General features: G+C 72.7%; 16 protein-coding genes. 6 read left to right on the plus strand and 10 right to left on the minus strand.

Annotation, left to right across the window (positions count from 1 at the left end):
- Window positions 1–11 precede the first annotated feature (11 nt).
- Together F8568_RS32595 and F8568_RS32600 are read right to left on the minus strand one after the other, a co-directional pair.
- Window positions 12–2,519 (minus strand): DEAD/DEAH box helicase, encoded by a 2,508-nt coding sequence (locus tag F8568_RS32595; protein ID WP_151597532.1) that lies wholly within the window; start codon window positions 2,517–2,519, stop codon window positions 12–14.
- A 90-nt stretch (window positions 2,520–2,609) separates the two neighbouring features.
- Window positions 2,610–3,206: an HD domain-containing protein gene (locus F8568_RS32600; protein WP_151597533.1), complete on the minus strand. Its 597-nt coding sequence runs from the start codon at window positions 3,204–3,206 to the stop codon at window positions 2,610–2,612.
- A gap of 87 nt (window positions 3,207–3,293) precedes the next feature.
- Between F8568_RS32600 and F8568_RS47145 the strand changes: the two genes are divergently transcribed.
- Window positions 3,294–3,485 carry a hypothetical protein gene (locus F8568_RS47145; RefSeq protein WP_151597534.1) on the plus strand — a complete coding sequence of 64 codons (192 nt, stop codon included), beginning with the start codon at window positions 3,294–3,296 and terminating at the stop codon, window positions 3,483–3,485.
- Window positions 3,486–3,557: 72 nt separating this feature from the next.
- Here F8568_RS47145 and gndA read toward each other — a convergent pair whose 3' ends face one another.
- Complete coding sequence (gene gndA, locus F8568_RS32605; RefSeq protein WP_151597535.1) at window positions 3,558–4,982, minus strand: NADP-dependent phosphogluconate dehydrogenase; 1,425 nt, start codon at window positions 4,980–4,982, stop codon at window positions 3,558–3,560.
- Between the two features lie 152 nt (window positions 4,983–5,134).
- On the opposite strand from gndA, the gene F8568_RS32610 reads away from it, so the two are divergent.
- Together F8568_RS32610 and F8568_RS32615 are read left to right on the plus strand one after the other, a co-directional pair.
- A complete protein-coding gene (locus F8568_RS32610; RefSeq protein WP_151597589.1) occupies window positions 5,135–5,884 on the plus strand; it encodes an HAD family hydrolase in 750 nt (249 codons plus the stop codon).
- Window positions 5,881–8,286: a glycoside hydrolase family 65 protein gene (locus F8568_RS32615; protein WP_151597536.1), complete on the plus strand. Its 2,406-nt coding sequence runs from the start codon at window positions 5,881–5,883 to the stop codon at window positions 8,284–8,286. The genes F8568_RS32610 and F8568_RS32615 overlap by 4 nt, the downstream gene beginning before the upstream one ends.
- Before the next feature lie 43 nt (window positions 8,287–8,329).
- Here F8568_RS32615 and soxR read toward each other — a convergent pair whose 3' ends face one another.
- The 6 genes from soxR to F8568_RS32645 all read right to left on the minus strand — a co-directional run bounded on the left by soxR (window position 8,330) and on the right by F8568_RS32645 (window position 14,056).
- Window positions 8,330–8,875, minus strand: a complete 546-nt coding sequence (soxR, locus tag F8568_RS32620) for a redox-sensitive transcriptional activator SoxR (protein WP_151597537.1) — start codon at window positions 8,873–8,875, stop codon at window positions 8,330–8,332.
- 125 nt (window positions 8,876–9,000) lie between these two features.
- Window positions 9,001–10,818 carry a phosphoenolpyruvate carboxykinase (GTP) gene (locus F8568_RS32625; RefSeq protein ID WP_328601123.1) on the minus strand — a complete coding sequence of 606 codons (1,818 nt, stop codon included), beginning with the start codon at window positions 10,816–10,818 and terminating at the stop codon, window positions 9,001–9,003.
- Between the two features lie 178 nt (window positions 10,819–10,996).
- Window positions 10,997–12,046, minus strand: a complete 1,050-nt coding sequence (locus tag F8568_RS32630; RefSeq protein ID WP_151597539.1) for an ABC transporter ATP-binding protein — start codon at window positions 12,044–12,046, stop codon at window positions 10,997–10,999.
- Window positions 12,047–12,059: 13 nt separating this feature from the next.
- Entirely contained in the window at window positions 12,060–12,845 is a 786-nt protein-coding gene (gene modB, locus F8568_RS32635) for a molybdate ABC transporter permease subunit (RefSeq protein WP_151597540.1), read from the minus strand.
- The gene (gene modA, locus F8568_RS32640; RefSeq protein WP_151597541.1) at window positions 12,842–13,630 is read right to left on the minus strand and encodes a molybdate ABC transporter substrate-binding protein; all 789 of its coding nucleotides are present in this window, start codon (window positions 13,628–13,630) and stop codon (window positions 12,842–12,844) included. Before modA ends, modB begins: the two co-directional genes overlap by 4 nt.
- Window positions 13,631–13,648: 18 nt before the next feature.
- The gene (locus F8568_RS32645; RefSeq protein ID WP_151597542.1) at window positions 13,649–14,056 is read right to left on the minus strand and encodes a TOBE domain-containing protein; all 408 of its coding nucleotides are present in this window, start codon (window positions 14,054–14,056) and stop codon (window positions 13,649–13,651) included.
- Between the two features lie 179 nt (window positions 14,057–14,235).
- Here F8568_RS32645 and F8568_RS32650 point away from each other — a divergent pair, with 179 nt between their 5' ends.
- From F8568_RS32650 to F8568_RS32660, 3 genes are all read left to right on the plus strand, one after another.
- Window positions 14,236–15,294, plus strand: a complete 1,059-nt coding sequence (locus F8568_RS32650; protein WP_151597543.1) for an alpha/beta hydrolase — start codon at window positions 14,236–14,238, stop codon at window positions 15,292–15,294.
- A 48-nt stretch (window positions 15,295–15,342) separates the two neighbouring features.
- Window positions 15,343–15,768, plus strand: a complete 426-nt coding sequence (locus tag F8568_RS32655) for a PPOX class F420-dependent oxidoreductase (protein WP_151597544.1) — start codon at window positions 15,343–15,345, stop codon at window positions 15,766–15,768.
- 75 nt (window positions 15,769–15,843) lie between these two features.
- On the plus strand, window positions 15,844–16,551 hold the full coding sequence (locus F8568_RS32660) for a hypothetical protein (RefSeq protein ID WP_151597545.1): 708 nt from the start codon (window positions 15,844–15,846) through the stop codon (window positions 16,549–16,551).
- 67 nt (window positions 16,552–16,618) lie between these two features.
- Here F8568_RS32660 and F8568_RS32665 read toward each other — a convergent pair whose 3' ends face one another.
- A complete protein-coding gene (locus F8568_RS32665; protein WP_151597546.1) occupies window positions 16,619–16,822 on the minus strand; it encodes a hypothetical protein in 204 nt (67 codons plus the stop codon).
- Window positions 16,823–16,965: the final 143 nt, after the last annotated feature.

Below are 16,965 nucleotides of genomic sequence, written 5' to 3' on the forward strand. Positions count from 1 at the left end.
CGGTCCTCCCGTCACATCCGGTCGACGGCGGTGACCCGGACGACCGCCGCGCCCTCCTGGTCGGAGCCCGCCAGGTCGACCTCGGCGGAGATCCCCCAGTCGTGGTCGCCCGCCGGGTCGTCGAACACCTGCCGGACCCGCCACAGCGCGTCGTCCGGCACCTCCTCGATGTGCAGCAGCTTCGGGCCGCGCGCGTCGGGGCCGGTGAGCAGCTCGTCGTGCTCGCCGAAGTAGCCGTCCATCGCCTCCCGCCAGGCGTCCTCGCCGAAGTCGGGATCCAGCTCGCCGAGCTCCCGGTACCGCTCCAGCGCCGCCAGCTCCACCCGGCGGAACAGCGCGTTGCGGACCAGGACCCGGAACGCCCGCGCGTTCGCGGTCACCTTCGTGACCCGGTCCTCGATCGGCTCGTCCACGTCCTCGTCGGCCGGGTTGGCGAGCTGCTCCCACTCGTCCAGCAGGCTGGAGTCGACCTGGCGGACCAGCTCCCCCAGCCACTCGATCAGGTCGATGAGGTCGTCGGTCTTGATCGACTCGGGGACGGTCTGCTGCAGCGCCTTGTACGCCCCCGACAGGTACCGCAGCACGAGCCCCTCGGCCCGCGCCAGCTCGTAGAACCCGATGTACTCGGTGAACGTCATCGCCCGCTCGTACATGTCCCGGACGACCGACTTCGGCCGCAGCGGATGGTCGCCGACCCACGGGTGCCCGGCCCGGTAGATCTCGTACGCGGCGTCGAGCTCGTCCTCCAGCGGCTTCGGGTGGTCGACGTCCTGGAGCAGCTCCATCCGCTCCTCGTACTCGATCCCCTCCGCCTTCATCTCCTGGACGGCCTCGCCGCGCGCCCTGTTGACCTGCGCGGCGAGGATCTGCCGCGGGTCGTCCAGCGTCGCCTCGATCACCGACAGCACGTCCAGCGCGTACGACGGCGACGAGGGGTCCAGCACCTCGAAGGCGGCCAGCGCGAACGTCGACAGCGGCTGGTTGAGCGCGAAGTCCTCCTGCAGGTCCACGGTGATCCGCGCGTAGCGGCCGAGGTCGTCCGGCTCCGGCAGCACCTCCACCACCCCGCCGGCCAGCAGCGACCGGTAGATCGCGATGGCCCGGGAGATGTGCCGGCGCCGCGCCGACGGCTCCTCGTGGTTGTCGGTCAGCAGCCGCTTCATCGCCTGGAACGCGTTGCCGGGGCGGGCGATCACCGACAGCAGCATCGCGTGCGACACCTGGAACCGGGACCGCAGCATCTCCGGCTCGGCGTCCTGCAGCTTCTTGAAGACCTCCTCGTCCCAGCCGACGAACCCCTCCGGCGGCTTCTTGCGCTGCACCTTCCGCCGCTTCTTCGGGTCGTCGCCCGCCTTCGCGAGGGCCTTCTCGTTCTCCACGACGTGCTCGGGGGCCTGCGCGACCACGAATCCGACGGTGTCGAACCCGGCGCGCCCGGCCCGCCCGGCGATCTGGTGGAACTCGCGCGCCCGCAGGCGCCGCACCCGGTGCCCGTCGTACTTGCTGAGCGCGGTGAACACCACCGTCCGGATCGGGACGTTCACCCCGACGCCCAGCGTGTCGGTGCCGCAGATGACCTTCAGCAGCCCGGCCTGCGCCAGCCGTTCCACCAGCCGCCGGTACTTCGGCAGCATCCCCGCGTGGTGCACCCCGATCCCGTGCCGGACGAACCGCGACAGGTTCCGCCCGAACTTCGTGGTGAACCGGAACCCGCCGATCAGCTCGGCGATCCGCGCCTTCTCCGCCTTCGTGCACACGTTGATGCTCATCAGCGACTGCGCCCGCTCGATCGCCGCCGCCTGGGTGAAGTGCACCAGGTAGACTGGCGCCTTCTGCTCCGCGAGCAGCTCCTCGATCGTCTCGTGCAGCGGCGTCACCCGGTAGTCGTAGATCAGCGGGACGGGCCGCTCCGCCGAGGTCACCAGCGCCGTCGGCCGGCCGGTCCGGCGCGTCAGGTCCTTCTCGAAGAACCCGACGTCGCCGAGCGTCGCCGACATCAGCAGGAACTGCGCCTGCGGCAGCTCCAGCAGCGGGATCTGCCACGCCCAGCCCCGCTCCGGCTCGGCGTAGAAGTGGAACTCGTCCATCACCACCACGCCGATGTCGGCGTCGGCGCCGTCCCGCAGCGCGATGTTGGCCAGCACCTCGGCGGTGCAGCACACGATCGGCGCGTCCGCGTTGACGCTGGCGTCGCCGGTCATCATGCCGACGTTCTCCCGGCCGAACATCTCGCACAGGTCGAAGAACTTCTCCGACACCAGCGCCTTGATCGGCGCGGTGTAGAACCCGACCTGGTCCTTGCCGAGCGCCGCGAACAGCGCCCCCGCTGCCACCAGGCTCTTGCCCGACCCGGTCGGCGTCGAAAGGATCACGTTGGCGCCCGACACGACCTCGATGAGCGCCTCCTCCTGCGCGGGGTACAGCGTGATCCCGCGCCCGGCCACCCATCGCCCGAACGCCTCGAACAGCGCATCGGGATCGGCGTCGGTACCGGAAGGAAGCTCATCGATCAGACTCACTCCTCCATCCTGCCCCTTCTCCGGACCGCCCGCGCCACCGGCCGCGGCGCGGCCACCCGGCGGCCGGCCGCGCTTGTCGGCGGCCCGGGCTCACACGAGCGTGTGGCCGTATTCGGCCGCCAGGGGCCCGAGATCGGGCTCGCCGTACTCCTCGCGCATCCGCTTGAACGCCGCGACCTTGCCGCCGCCGAACCGCCGCACGTGCACCGCGTAGGACGAGGCGTTGACGAACGAGGGCGGGTCGGTCTTGCTGTGGAACTTGTCCGCGTACATCACGAGCCGCTCCTCGGCGGTCTCGGCCAGGTAGTCGGCGGGAGGCAGGGGCAGGTTCTGCCGCTCGACATCGTCCCTGGTCAGTCCCATGCCGGTGTGGTGCGAGCAGAACCGGCAGAGCACCTCGGGGAACCCCTCCCCCGCCAGCAGCTCGTGCCCGAGCACCCCGTGCCGGACGTACTGCCGGTGGTCGAGCTCCCCGGTGATGTCGTACAGCCGGTACACCCCGACGTCGTGCAGCAGGCACCCGGCCCGCACCAGCTCCTTGTCGACGTCCAGGCCGCCCGCATCCATCAGCTGCTCGGCGATCCGGCACACGATCCCGCAGTGCGTCCAGACCAGTTCGAACGCCTCCCGGCTCGGCGCCAGCCGCTCGTGCAGCGCCCGAATCTCGCCGTCTCCCGGTATCCGCACACGCCCGACACTACCCAGCGGCCGGTTAGGCGGCGGCCGTTCGGTTACAACGTGCGGGACGAGACAGCGAGACGAGGGGGCAGAGCGATGGCGAAGAAGACCAAGAGCGACCCCGCCGACCGGGGCCCCGGCGCCAGCTCGGGCCGCGAGGAGCTGCCGCACGAGCGGATCGTGCCGGGGAACGGCAGCGCCGCGGAGGGCTACGAGTCCAGGGAGGGCGGCGGGGTGCGGGACGGCAACCCGATCGCCGGCGTCGAGATGGACGACGACGGGCAGTGAACGGGCCGCCGATGCGCCCGGTCCGCCGGCCCGGTGCGAGGGTCTAGCCTCCCGCCGGGCCGGCGTCCCGGGTCAGGCCGTGGCCTCGGTGCGGTCGCCGCCCCAGAGGGTGTGGAAGGAGCCGTCCCGGTCGACGCGGCGGTAGGTGTGCGCGCCGAAGAAGTCGCGCTGGCCCTGCGTGAGCGCGGCCGGCAGGCGGTCGGCGCGCAGCGAGTCGTAGTAGGCGAGCGCGGTGGAGAACCCCGGCGCGGGGACGCCGATGCGGGCGGCGGTGGCGACGACGTCGCGCCAGGCGTCCTGGGCGTCGCCGAGGGCCTCGGCGAAGTGGTCGTCGGTGAGCAGCGTCGGCGTGGCCGGGTCGGCCTCGTAGGCGGCGCGGATCCGGTCGAGGAAGCGGGCCCGGATGATGCAGCCGCCGCGCCAGATGGCCGCCATCGCGCCGGCGTCGATGTTCCAGCCGTACTCGGCGCTGCCCGCCTGGATCTCGTGGAAGCCCTGCGCGTAGGCGACGATCTTGGACGCGTACAAGGCCTTCTCGACCTTGTCCGCGAAGCCGGACCCGGCGACGGCGGAGCGGGCCGGCCCCGGCAGGTTCCGGGACGCCTCGCGCAGGCCGGCGTGGCCGGAGACGGACCGGGCGAACACCGCCTCGGCGATGCCGCCGACGGGAACGCCGAGGTCCAGGGCCGTCTGGACGGTCCAGCGGCCGGTGCCCTTCTGCTCGGCCTGGTCGAGCACCACGTCCACGAACGGCTTCCCGGTGCCGGCGTCGGTGTGCGCGAGCACCTCGGCGGTGATCTCGATCAGGTAGGACTCCAGCCGGCCGGTGTTCCAGGTGCGGAACACCTCGGCGATCTCGGCGGGCGCGAGCCCGGCGGCGTGCCGCAGCAGGTCGTAGGACTCGGCGATCAGCTGCATGTCGGAGTACTCGATGCCGTTGTGCACCATCTTCACGAAGTGCCCGGCGCCGTCCGGGCCGACGTGGGTGCAGCAGGGCGTCCCGTCGACGTTCGCGGCGATGTCCTCCAGCAGCGGGCCGAGCGCCTCGTAGGACTCGGCGGAACCGCCCGGCATGATGCTCGGGCCGTGCAGCGCGCCCTCCTCGCCGCCGGAGATGCCGGTGCCGACGAAGTGGATCCCGCGCTCGCGCAGCGCGGCCTCGCGGCGGCGGGTGTCGGCGAAGTGCGCGTTGCCGCCGTCCACGATCATGTCGCCGGACTCCAGCAGCGGCGCGAACTCGTCGATGACCGCGTCGGTCGGCGCGCCCGCCTTCACCATGATCACCAGCCGGCGGGGCCGCTCCAGCGACGCGACGAACTGCTCCGCGGTCTCCGCCGGCAGGAAGGCCCCCTCGTCGCCGAACTCCTCCACCAGCGCCTTCGTGCGGGCGGCGGTGCGGTTGTGCAACGCGACCGGATGGCCGTGCCGGGCGAGGTTGCGGGCCAGGTTACGGCCCATCACCGCGAGCCCCGTGACGCCTATGCGCGCCGTTTGCATTGGTTCTCTCCTCTTCGTGTGCCACCCTGGCCAAGGGGTTGTACGACGATCATGATCCCCCCGTTCGAACGCCGGCCCCGCATGTCCTGTTCCGGCACGGGAACGGGACGCACTTGAGAACGATTCCGATCGTGTCCATCCAGGGGGTGCGGATGCTGGGACTGCCGGACGCGGCGGCGGCGTGTCTGTTCGATCTCGACGGGGTGCTTACCCGCACCGCGGCGGTGCACGCCGCGGCCTGGAAGGAGATGTTCGACGGCTACCTGCGCGAACGCGCGCGGGAGACGGGCGAGCCGTTCGTCCCCTTCGACCCGGTGAAGGACTATGGGCGCTACGTCGACGGCAAGAAGCGCGAGGACGGCACGCGCTCGTTCCTGGAGTCGCGCGGCATCACGCTGCCCGAGGGCGCCCCGGACGACCCTCCGGAGGACGCGACCGTGCGCGGCCTCGGCAACCGCAAGAACGCCCTCGTCCTCAAGATCATCGAGGAGAAGGGCGTGGAGACCTTCGACGGGTCGATCGACTTCGTCCGCGCGGCCCGCAAGGCGGGGCTGCGGACGGCGGTGGTGTCCTCCAGCGCCAACACCGTGCAGGTGCTGCGCTCGGTCGGGATCACCGACCTGTTCGACGCGCGGGTGGACGGCGTCGTCGCGGCGGAGCGGAACCTGCCGGGCAAGCCCGCGCCGGACATGTTCCTCGCGGGGGCGAAGGAGCTGGACGTGCCCGCGGACCGGGCCGTGGTGTTCGAGGACGCGCTCGCGGGCGTGCAGGCCGGCCGGGCCGGCGGGTTCGCGTACGTGGTGGGCGTCAACCGGGTCGACGGCGAGCACGCCAAGGAGCTCGCCGCGCACGGCGCCGACGTGGTGGTGAACGATCTGTCCGAACTGCTGGAGGACAAGTGACGGACCCGGAGGGACAGACCAGCGTCGACCGGCCCGTGTTCACCGTGGAGCCGTGGTGCGTCCGCGAACCGGAGCTGCGGCTGGACCGGCTGGCGCAGAGCGAGTCGGTGTTCGCGTTGTCGAACGGCCATCTCGGCCTGCGCGGCAACCTCGACGAGGGGGAGCCGCACGGCCTGCCGGGCACCTACCTGAACTCGTTCTACGAGCAGCGGCCGCTGCCGCAGGCGGAGACCGCCTACGGCTATCCGGAGTCGGGGCAGACGGTCATCAACGTCACCAACGGCAAGGTGATCCGGCTGCTGGTGGACGACGAGCCGCTGGACGTGCGGTACGGGCGCGTCCACCACCACGAGCGGATCCTGGACATGCGGGCCGGCACCCTCACCCGGCACGTGGAGTGGACGTCGCCGGCCGACCAGCGGATCCGGGTGACGTCCACGCGGATGGTGTCGCTGACGCAGCGGGCGGTCGCGGCGATCTGCTACGACGTGGAGCCGGTGCACCAGTCCATGCGGGTCGTCGCGCAGTCGGAGCTGGTCGCCAACGAGGCGCTGCCGGACGGCGACAAGGACCCGCGCGCGTCGGCGATCCTCGACCATCCGCTGATCAGCGAGGAGCACGTCGCCAACGGCACGAAGGTGCTGCTGCTGCACCGGACGCGGCAGAGCGGGCTGCGGATGGCCGCGGGCATGTCGCACCACATCGAGGGCCCCGAGTCGATGGCGGTGGAGACCGAGAGCTCGCCGGACGTGGGCCGGCTGACGGTCGCGACGCGGCTGGAGCCGGGGCAGCGGCTGCGGATCATCAAGTACCTGGCCTACGGGTGGTCGAGCCAGCGGTCCCGGCCGGCGCTGCACGACCAGGTGGTCGGGGCGCTGGCGGGCGCGCGGCAGACCGGCTGGGAGGGGCTGCTGGCCGAGCAGCGGCACTTCCTGGACGACTTCTGGTGCGGCGCGGACGTGGAGGTCGACGGGGACGCCGAGATCCAGCAGGCGGTCCGGTTCGGGCTGTTCCACACACTGCAGGCGGGCGCGCGCGCAGAACGCCGCATGATCCCGGCGAAGGGGCTGACGGGCCCGGGCTACGACGGGCACACGTTCTGGGACACCGAGACGTTCGTGCTGCCGGTGCTGACCTATACCGCGCCCGACGCCGCCGCCGACGCGCTCGCCTGGCGGCACATGACGCTACCGCTGGCGTGCGAGCGGGCCGCCCAGCTCGGGCTTGCCGGCGCCGCGTTCCCGTGGCGGACGATCCGCGGCCACGAGTGCTCCGGCTACTGGCCCGCCGGGACCGCGGCGTTCCACATCAACGCCGACATCTCCGACGCCGTCGCGCGGTACGTGGACGCGACGCAGGACGAGCGGTTCGAGCGGGAGATCGGGCTGGAGATCCTGGTGCAGACGGCGCGGCTGTGGCGCAGCCTCGGCCACCACGACGTCGGCGGGGTGTTCCGCATCGACGGCGTCACCGGCCCGGACGAGTACAGCGCGGTCGTGGACAACAACGTCTACACCAACCTGATGGCGCGCCGGAACCTGCTGGAGGCGGCGGAGACGGCGATGCGCCACCCGGACATGTGCGACCGGCTCGGCGTGGACGCCGAGGAGGCCGCGTCGTGGCGGGACGCGGCGTCGGCGATGGTGATCCCCTACGACGAGCGGCTGGGCGTCCATCCGCAGAGCGAGAACTTCACCAACCACGCCCGCTGGGACTTCGCGGCGACCAAGCCGGACCACTACCCGCTGCTGCTGAACTTCCCGTACTTCGACCTGTACCGCAAGCAGGTCGTGAAGCAGGCGGACCTGGTCCTGGCCCTGCACCTGTGCGGGGAGCAGTTCACCGACGAGCAGAAGGCCCGCAACTTCGAGTACTACGAGAGCCTGACGGTGCGCGACTCGTCGCTGTCGGCGCAGACGCAGGCGGTGGTGGCGGCCGAGGTCGGGCATCTGGAGCTGGCGCACGACTACCTCGGCGAGACCTCGCTGATGGACCTGCACGACCTGAACCGCAACACCCGCGACGGGCTGCACGTCGCGTCGATGGCGGGCGCGTGGAGCGGGCTCGTCGCCGGGTTCGGCGGGATGCGGGCGGGCGGCGGGCGGCTGCGGTTCGCGCCGCGGCTGCCGGGCGGCATCAGCCGGCTGGCGTTCCGGATGCGGTACCGGGGCAGCCGGGTGCGGGTCGAGGTGACCGGGGAGTCGGCCACCTACGAGCTGCTGGACGGCCCGGCCATCACGCTGTGGCACCACGGCGAGGAGTTCGAGCTCGGGGACGAGCCGGTCGAGCTGCCGATCGAGCAGGTCGCGGCGCGTCCGGCGCCGACGCAGCCGGCGGGCCGGGAGCCGGCGCCACGCCGCATCGACCCGCACAGCCGGGAGCCGCGGCCCGTCGACTCCTGATCCGGCCGGGCGGCGGCCGGTTCCGGCCTCGGCCGGGCGGGCGTCAGGACCGGGCGGCGCAGGACCCGGGGTCGCAGTCCTGCTCGGACGCGCCGCCGCCGTCGTCCCGCCGGGCCTTGCGCGGCTCGGCGCGGTCGTCGACGAGCAGCCGGCGCGGGCCCGGCCCCTCGTCGCCGAGCCGGTCGTAGGGGTTGGCGAGCGCGCACTTGCTGATCGACAGGCAGCCGCAGCCGATGCACTCGGTCAGGTCGTCGCGGAGCCTCTCCAGCTGCCGGATGCGGGCGTCGAGGTCGGCGCGCCAGAGGTCGGACAGCCGTGCCCAGTCGGCGACGGTCGGGGTGCGCTCCTCGGGGAGCGTGGCGAGGGCGTCCCTGATGTCGGCGAGCGGGATGCCGACCCGCTGGGAGACCTTGATGAACGAGACGCGGCGCAGCGTGTCGCGGGTGAAGCGGCGCTGGTTGCCGGCGGTGCGGCGGCTGCGGATCAGCCCCTTGGCCTCGTAGAAGTGCAGCGCCGAGACGGCCACGCCGCTGCGCTCGGCGAGCTGCCCGACGGTCAGTTCGTGCTTGCGGTGCTCGAGGCGCGTCATACCGCGATCCTATGCGACCTCAACCAAGCTTGAGGTCAACGCCCGCGCCCGCTCGCGGAGGGAGCTCGGCGAGCGGGCGGACCGGGCCCGTGCCCGCGCGGCGGGCGGGCACGGGCGGTGCCGGATCAGGCCTCCAGGCGGCGCACCAGGTCGTGGTACTCGTCCCACAGGGCCTTCGGCATGTGGTCGCCGAACTTCTCGAAGAACTCCGGCACGAGGGCGGCCTCCTGCTTCCACACCTCGTTGTCGACCGACAGCAGCGTCTCCAGGTCGGCGTCGTCGATCCGCAGGCCGGAGGTGTCCAGCGACTCCCTCGTCGGCAGCTGCCCGATCGGGGACTTGGCGGCGTCGGCCTTGCCGTTCAGCCGCTCGACGATCCACTTCAGCACGCGGCTGTTCTCGCCGAAGCCGGGCCAGATGAACTTGCCGTCGGCGTTCTTGCGGAACCAGTTGACGTAGTAGATCCGCGGCAGCTTCTCGGCGTCGGTGGCCTTGCCGATCTCCAGCCAGTGGCCGAAGTAGTCGCCCATGTTGTAGCCGCAGAACGGCAGCATGGCGAACGGGTCGCGGCGCAGCTCGCCGACCGTGCCCTCGGCGGCGGCGGTCTTCTCGGACGCGATGTTGGCGCCGAGGAACACGCCGTGCTGCCAGTCGAAGGACTCGGTGACCAGCGGGACGGCGGACGCGCGGCGGCCGCCGAACAGGATCGCCGAGATCGGCACGCCCTTCGGGTCCTCCCACTCGTCCGCCGCGATCGGGCACTGCCCGGCCGGGGTGGTGAAGCGGGCGTTCGGGTGCGCGGCGGGCGTCTCGGACGCGGGCGTCCAGTCGTTGCCCTTCCAGTCGGTCAGGTGCGCGGGCGGCTCGTCGGTGAGGCCCTCCCACCAGACGTCGCCGTCGTCGGTGAGCGCGACGTTGGTGAAGATGCTGTTGCCCCACAGCGTCTTGACCGCGTTGGCGTTGGTGCTCTCGCCGGTGCCGGGCGCGACGCCGAAGAAGCCGGCCTCGGGGTTGATGGCGTAGAGCCGGCCGTCGTCGCCGAACCGCATCCAGGCGATGTCGTCGCCGATCGTCTCGACCTTCCAGCCCGGGACGGTCGGCTCGAGCATGGCGAGGTTGGTCTTGCCGCACGCCGACGGGAAGGCGGCGGCGACGTAGCGGGTCTCGCCCTCCGGCGGGGTGAGCTTCAGGATGAGCATGTGCTCGGCCATCCAGCCCTCGTCACGCGCCATCGTCGAGGCGATGCGCAGCGCGTAGCACTTCTTGCCCAGCAGGGCGTTGCCGCCGTAGCCGGACCCGTAGGACCAGATCTCCCGGGTCTCGGGGAAGTGGGTGATGTACTTGGTGGAGTTGCACGGCCACTTGGCGTCGGCCTGCCCCGGCTCCAGCGGCGCGCCCACCGAGTGGACGGCCTTGACGAAGGTGCCGCGCTCCTCGATCAGCCGCAGGGCGCCCGCGCCCATCCGCGTCATGATCTTCATCGAGACCGCGACGTAGGCGGAGTCGGTGATCTCGACGCCGAGCTGGGAGATGTTGCCGCCCAGCGGGCCCATGCAGAACGGCACCACGTACATGGTGCGGCCCTTCATGCAGCCGTCGAAGAGCCCGTCGAGGGTCTGCTTCATCTCGGCCGGCGCGACCCAGTTGTTGGTCGGGCCGGCGTCCTCCTCCTTCTCGGAGCAGATGAAGGTCCGGTCCTCGACGCGGGCGACGTCGGTCGGGTCGGAGGCGGCGTGGAAGCTGTTGGGCCGTTTGGCCGGGTCGAGGCGCGTGAGGGTGCCCTGCTCGACGAGGAGGCCGGTCAGGCGCTCCCACTCCTCGTCCGAGCCGTCGCACCACTCGACGCGGTCGGGCTTGGTCAGCTCGGCGATCCCGCGTACCCACTCCACGAGTTCGGTGTGGCCGGTAGGGGCCTGGTCGAGGCCGGGGACCTGGTTGGACACGGGCAACTCCTTCAGCTGTTCGCAGGATGTTTGCATGATGAACAAGACCCGACGTTTTTGCCATTTGGTCTGGACCAATCCCGTCGCCTTCTGGGCCTTCCCGTGCAGGTTTTGTGATTGATATCACTGAGGCACGGGCGCCGACGGCGGCGCGCCGCCGCCCTCGGCTCGGACCCGCTCAAGCTGGGTAAACGTGGGTTTCGGTGGCCTTCACGGCCGCCCATATCGTGCTGCCCTCGGACAAATCCAGTTCCGCGACAGAGGCCGGAGTGATGTCCGCGACGGCGTCGAAAGGCGGCCCGGACAACCGCACCCGCACCCGGTCCCCGTGCCGTTCGACCGCCGCGACACGCGCACGCCACAGGTTGCGCGGGCTGCCGTCGGGGCGAGTGCGGTACAGCGCGACCGACGATGGCGCGAAGGCCAGGAACACCTCACCCGAAAGCGAGTCGACTGTGTCCAGCGCATGCTCGCCTTCGGTGCCGCCGATGACTACGGTGCCGCCCTCGGCCTTCCCCCGGTACAGGTTCAGCCCGACGAGCCTCGCGACGTAGTCCGTGCGCGGCCGCCGGGCCACCTCCGCCGGCGTGCCCTCCTGCACCAGCCGGCCGTCCTCCACCACGACGATCCGGTCGGCCAGCACCATCGCGTCCAGCGGGTCGTGGGTGACGAGCACGGCGGCGCCCTCGAACCCGGCCAGATGCCGGCGCAGCGCGGCGCGGATCTCCAGCCGGGTGTGCGCGTCGAGCGCGGCGAGCGGCTCGTCCAGCAGCAGCAGGCCCGGCTCGACGGCCAGCGCGCGCGCCAGCGCGACCCGCTGCGCCTGCCCGCCCGACAGCGCCCGGGGGCGCGCGGACGCGTACTCGGCGAGCCCCACCCGCTCCAGCCACTGCGCGGCGCGGCGCCGCGCGGCCCGCCGTCCGGCGTTCTGGCAGCGCGGCCCGAACGCGACGTTCTCCAGGACGCTGAGGTGCGGGAACAGCAGGTAGTCCTGGAAGACCATGCCGACGCCGCGGCGCTCGGCGGGCAGCGGGCGCAGGTCCGTGCCGTCCAGCCGGATGTGGCCGTCCGGCATCGCGACGAGCCCGGCGAGCGCGCGCAGCGCGGTGCTCTTGCCCGCGCCGTTCGGCCCGAGCAGCGCCACGACCTCGCCGGGCGCGGCGGCGAGCGCGAGGTCCAGCTCGAACGCCGCCCGCCGCACGACGAGCCGCGCGTCCAGCCCCTTCACGCCGCCCCCCGGATCACGTCTCGACCCAGCGGTCGCGCAGCGCCGCCAGCACGGCCACCGACACCGCGAGCAGCACCAGGCTCAGCACGATCGCGGCCTGCGGGTCGTCCTGCAGCGCGAGGTACACCGCGAGCGGCATCGTCTGCGTCCGGCCCGGGAAGTTGCCCGCGAAGGTGATCGTCGCGCCGAACTCGCCGAGGGCCCGCGCCCAGCACAGCACCGCGCCGGCCGCGACGCCCGGCGCCACCAGCGGCAGCGTGACCCGGCGGAAGATCGTCCAGCGGCCGGCGCCGAGGGTGGCGGCGGCCTCCTCGTAGCGCAGGTCGGCGGCGCGCAGCGCCCCCTCCACGCTGATCACCAGGAACGGCATCGCGACGAACGTCTCGGCGAGCACCACCGCGGCGGTGGTGAACGGCAGCGTGATCCCGAACGCCGAGTCGAGCCACTCGCCGACCAGCCCGCGGCGGCCGAGCGCCAGCAGCAGCGCCACGCCGCCGACGACCGGCGGCAGCACCAGCGGCACCGTGACCAGCGCCCGGACGAGCCGCAGGCCGGGGAACGACGCCCGCGCCAGCACCCAGGCCAGCGGCACGCCGAGCAGCAGGCACACGCCGGTGCTGACCGTCGCGCTCAGCAGCGACAGCCGCAGCGCCTCCAGCACCTGGCCCTGGCCGAGCCGGGTGCCGAGGGTGGACCACGGCGCGCGGGCGAGCAGCCCGGCCAGCGGCAGCACCAGGAACGCCAGCCCGGCCAACGCGGGCAGCAGCAGGAACCAGGGCGGCCGGCCGGACCGGCTCACGGCGCCTCGAAGCCCGCCCCGGTGAGCACCGCCCGGCCCTGCGCCCCGAGGACGAGCTGGATGAACTGCTTGGCGAGCGCGTCCTGCGGAGCCTTCTTCACCTCGACGATCGGATAGTCGTTGACGGCCTTCGCCGACTCGGGGAACTCGATGGCCTTCACCTTGCCCGCCGCGGCCTTGGCGTCGGTGCGGTAGACGAGCCCGGCGTCGGCCTCGTCCAGGCTGACCTTGGTGAGCACGGCCTTGACGTCGCTCTCCTCGGACGCGGGCTCGACCTTGACGTTCGCCGCCGCGAGCGCCTTCTTCGCCGCCGCGCCGCACGGCACCTTCGGCGCGCAGAGCACGACCTTGAGCCCAGACCGCGACAGGTCCGCCAGCTTGGCGACCTTGCCGGAGTTCTTCGGCGGGACGGCGATGACCAGCCGGTTGCGGGTGAACACCTGCGGCGTCCCGTCGGCGTCCCCCGCGTCGGTGACGGTCTTCATCGTCGCCGGGCTGGCGGAGGCGAACACGTCCGCGGGGGCGCCCTGCGTGATGCCCTGCGCGAGGCTGTCGCTGCCGCCGAAGTTGAACCGGACCTTCACCCCCGGATGCGCGGACTCGAAGGTCTTGCCGAGCGCGGTGAACGTCTCGGTGAGCGAGGCCGCCGCGAACACGGTGAGGGTCTTGGACCCGCCGCCGCCCGAAGACTCGTCGTCGCCGGTGTCGCCGCAGCCCGCCGCCGCCAGCGCCGTCAGCACCGCCAGGGACACGGCGGGCACGGCCGCCGATGTGCGCTTGAACATGTCACTCCTCAAGGGGGTTCAGCCCGGGTCGGACACCTCGACGACGACGTTCGTCGACTTCACCACCGCCTCGGCGACGACGCCGACCCGCAGGCCGAGCTCGTCGGCCGCCTCGCGGCTCATCAGCGACACCAGCCGGAACGGGCCCGCCTGGATCTCCACCTGCGCCATCACGCCGTCGCGGACGACCTCGGTGACGATCCCGCGCAGCCGGTTGCGCGCCGAGGAGAACCGCTCGCCCGGCTCGGGCGCCGCGCCGCCGCCCGCCTGGTCGCGCACGAAGGCGGCCAGCTCGGCGCCCGGCACCCGCCGGTGGCCGTGCTCGTCGCGCTCGGCCGGCAGCCGCCCGACGTCGACCCAGCGCCGGACGGTGTCGGCGCTGACGCCGAGCAGCGCGGCCGCCTCACTGATCCTGAACGTCGTCACGAGGGACGATCGTAGCCCTCGCAGATTCGACCTGCATCGCCGGATATGGCCAGATATTGCAAGCCCTTAGGCGTGTTGTCTCTGGTATCTGCCACGGCCGGGCCTCATCCGCCCCGGTTTCGGGAGAGCCGCGGCCGGGTGTCACCATCGACTCACACCCCCGTCGCGAGGAGGACCCGGTGCCGCAGCCACGCCCGACGACCCTGGTCATCGAACGCCACGGGACCGCGAGCCTGCGGTCCCGCGCCGTCTCGGCGGGCATCCGCCGCTTCCTGCGCCCCCGGCTCGCCAAGGCCGCCGCGCTCCCGTTCGACGACCGCGCGCTGCGGCGCGCGGCGGCCCTCGACCGGCTCGCGGGCCGGGCCCCGGCGCCGCGCCGCGTCCGCACGGAGAAGGTCCGCTTCGACGGGTTCGGCGCGGAATGGGTGCGCGGGCCCGGCGCGTCGTCCGCCCGCGACCGGGTGATCCTGTACCTGCACGGCGGCGGCTGGGTCTGCTGCGGCCTCAACACCCACCGCCGGATGGTCGCCTCGTTCAGCGCCGCCGCCGGCGTGCCCGCGCTGTCGGTCGACTACCGGATGATCCCCGCCGTCCCGTTCGAGCGGGAGGTCGAGGACTGCCTCACCGCCTACCGCTGGCTGCTGGACGACCGCGGCGTCGACCCCGCGAACATCGTCATCATGGGCGACTCGGCGGGCGGGCACCTCACCTTCGCCACCGCGCTGCGCGCCCGCGACGAGGGGCTGCCGATGCCGGCGGCGCTCGCCGCGCTGTCCCCGGTGCTCGACATGGACCTGACCGACAAGCTCGCGCACGCCAACATGGGCCTCGACCCGTCCGACCCGGGCGTGCTGCTGGAGAGGCTCGTCGAGACCTTCCTCGGCCACCTCGACCTCAAGGACCCGGCGGTCTCCCCCGTCCGCGCCGACCTCGCCGGGCTGCCGCCCGTCCTGCTGACGGCGGGCTCCACCGAGCTGCTGTACTGCGACTCGGAGCTGATGGCGCGGCGGCTCGCCGAGGCGGGCGTGCCCGCGACCCTGCAGGTGTGGGACCGGCAGATCCACGTCTTCCAGATGTTCGGCCCGCTGCTGCCCGAGTCCCGGGCGGCGGTCGCCGCGCTCGGCCGCTTCGTCCGCGACGCCCTCGACGGCCGCCTCGCCCCCGCCTTCCGCGACGCCGCCTCCCCCGGCGCCCCGCCCGCCCCGGAGAGCACCGCGGTTGACCTGAATCGCGGTTGAGGTCCTAGCGTCGGCTCCGGGAGCACCACTGACGATCGGAGAGCGACGATGAGCGACCCTTTCACCCCTGCGGAGCGCGCGTACCTGGCCGGCCAGGAGCTCGGCCGGCTGTCCACGATCGGCCCGGACGGCGGCCCGCAGGTGCGGCCCGTCGGGTTCCGGCTGAACGACGACGGGACGATCGACATCGGCGGCCCGGACAACGCCGCCAGCCGCAAGTACCGCAACGTCCTCGCGAACCCGCACGTGTCGTTCGTCGTGGACGACAAGACGGCGCCCGACGACCCGGACGCGGTGCGGCCCGGCTGGGGCCGCGGCGTGGAGATCCGCGGGACGGCGGAGCCGGTCAAGGGCGAGATGCACTTCGGCAAGGGCTTCTTCAGCGACGACCTGATCCGGATCCGCCCGGTGCGCGTGATCAGCTGGCACATCGACGCCGAACACCCGGAGCAGCACGCCCGCACCGTGGCCTGAAAGGGCGGTGTGGAGGCGGGCACCGCGGGTAAAGGGGGCGCAAACAGACACGTCGCCCGGTCAGGAGGATCGATCATGACTGGGACCATGCGAGTACCGCGCAGCAGGGGCGGGTTCAGCGGGGTCCTGCTGGTGCTGCTGGGCCTGTGGGGCGGCCTGCTCCCCTTCGCCGGCCCGTACTTCGACTTCGGGTTCGCCCCCGACGACACCTGGGTCTACAACACCGACCGGCTCGAGCTCAGCATCGCCCCCGCGGCCGCCACCGTGCTGGGCGGGCTGATCGTGCTGTTCAGCGCGCACCGCGCGGTCGCGATCCTCGGCGCGTGGCTGGGCGTCCTCGGCGGCGCCTGGTTCGTGGTGGGCGGGCCGCTCGCCACGCTGTGGGACGTGCCGGGCGCCGGCGCGCCGCTCGGCACCGGCGACGGCCGGCACCTCGCCGAGCAGCTGTCCGGCTTCGCCGGGCTCGGCGCCGTCATCGTGTTCCTCGCCGCGCTCGCCCTCGGCCGGTTCGCGGTGGTCGGGGTCCGCGAGACGGTGCCGCCGGACGAGCCGGGCCGGGAGCCCTCCGGCACCACGCAGCCGCTGGTGTTCGGACGCTACGCGCGCGAGAACGCCGGGCCGGGGCAGCCCGCCGAGCCCGGCCCGCCGGGGGCGCCTCGGCCGCCGGGCGACCAGCGGGTCGCAGGCGATCAGCGGGTCGCAGGCGATCAGCGGGTCGCAGGCGATCAGCGGGTCGCGGGCGATCAGCGGGTCGCGGGCGAGCAGGGCGGCGGCGAACGGTAGCGGCACGGTCGGCGCCGGGTCCGCGGGCGTGGTCCCGCGCGGATCCGGCGGCGCCCCGGGACGCCTCTCAGCGGTGCCGGCTGCGCATGTTCCGCACGGACTTGGTCGTCTCGTAGCTGCCCTTCTCCTCGTCCAGCTTCACGTCGTCGCGGTCGGTGAACATCGCGGCGAACCCGACGAGCAGGCCGACGCCGCCGATCCACGGCTCGCGCCAGACGAAGCCGGCCGCCACGCAGGCGACCGCAACGGCAATGAGCAGCAAGAGCTTCACGTCGCACCCCTCGACCGCGCCATGAACGTCCGGGAGAACCGCTCACCCAGACTAGAACACGCTTTCGTTGCGGAATCAACGAGTAATGGAAGACTTACCCGCACCCCGCAGGATGCATCCTGACATGCCGCGGCCCGCCGGGG

The sequence above is a fragment of the Actinomadura physcomitrii genome (assembly GCF_008923205.2).
GTDB lineage: Bacteria > Actinomycetota > Actinomycetes > Streptosporangiales > Streptosporangiaceae > Spirillospora > Spirillospora physcomitrii.

Bases quoted from the DNA above. Each gene is read 5' to 3' on its own strand.
- F8568_RS47145 (WP_151597534.1), top strand. From the start codon at position 3,294: ATGGCGAAGAAGACCAAGAGCGACCCCGCCGACCGGGGCCCCGGCGCC.
- gndA (WP_151597535.1), bottom strand. From the start codon at position 4,982: ATGCAAACGGCGCGCATAGGCGTCACGGGGCTCGCGGTGATGGGCCGT.
- F8568_RS32610 (WP_151597589.1), top strand. From the start codon at position 5,135: ATGCTGGGACTGCCGGACGCGGCGGCGGCGTGTCTGTTCGATCTCGAC.
- soxR (WP_151597537.1), bottom strand. From the start codon at position 8,875: ATGACGCGCCTCGAGCACCGCAAGCACGAACTGACCGTCGGGCAGCTC.
- modA (WP_151597541.1), bottom strand. From the start codon at position 13,630: ATGTTCAAGCGCACATCGGCGGCCGTGCCCGCCGTGTCCCTGGCGGTG.
- F8568_RS32655 (WP_151597544.1), top strand. From the start codon at position 15,343: ATGAGCGACCCTTTCACCCCTGCGGAGCGCGCGTACCTGGCCGGCCAG.
- F8568_RS32660 (WP_151597545.1), top strand. From the start codon at position 15,844: ATGACTGGGACCATGCGAGTACCGCGCAGCAGGGGCGGGTTCAGCGGG.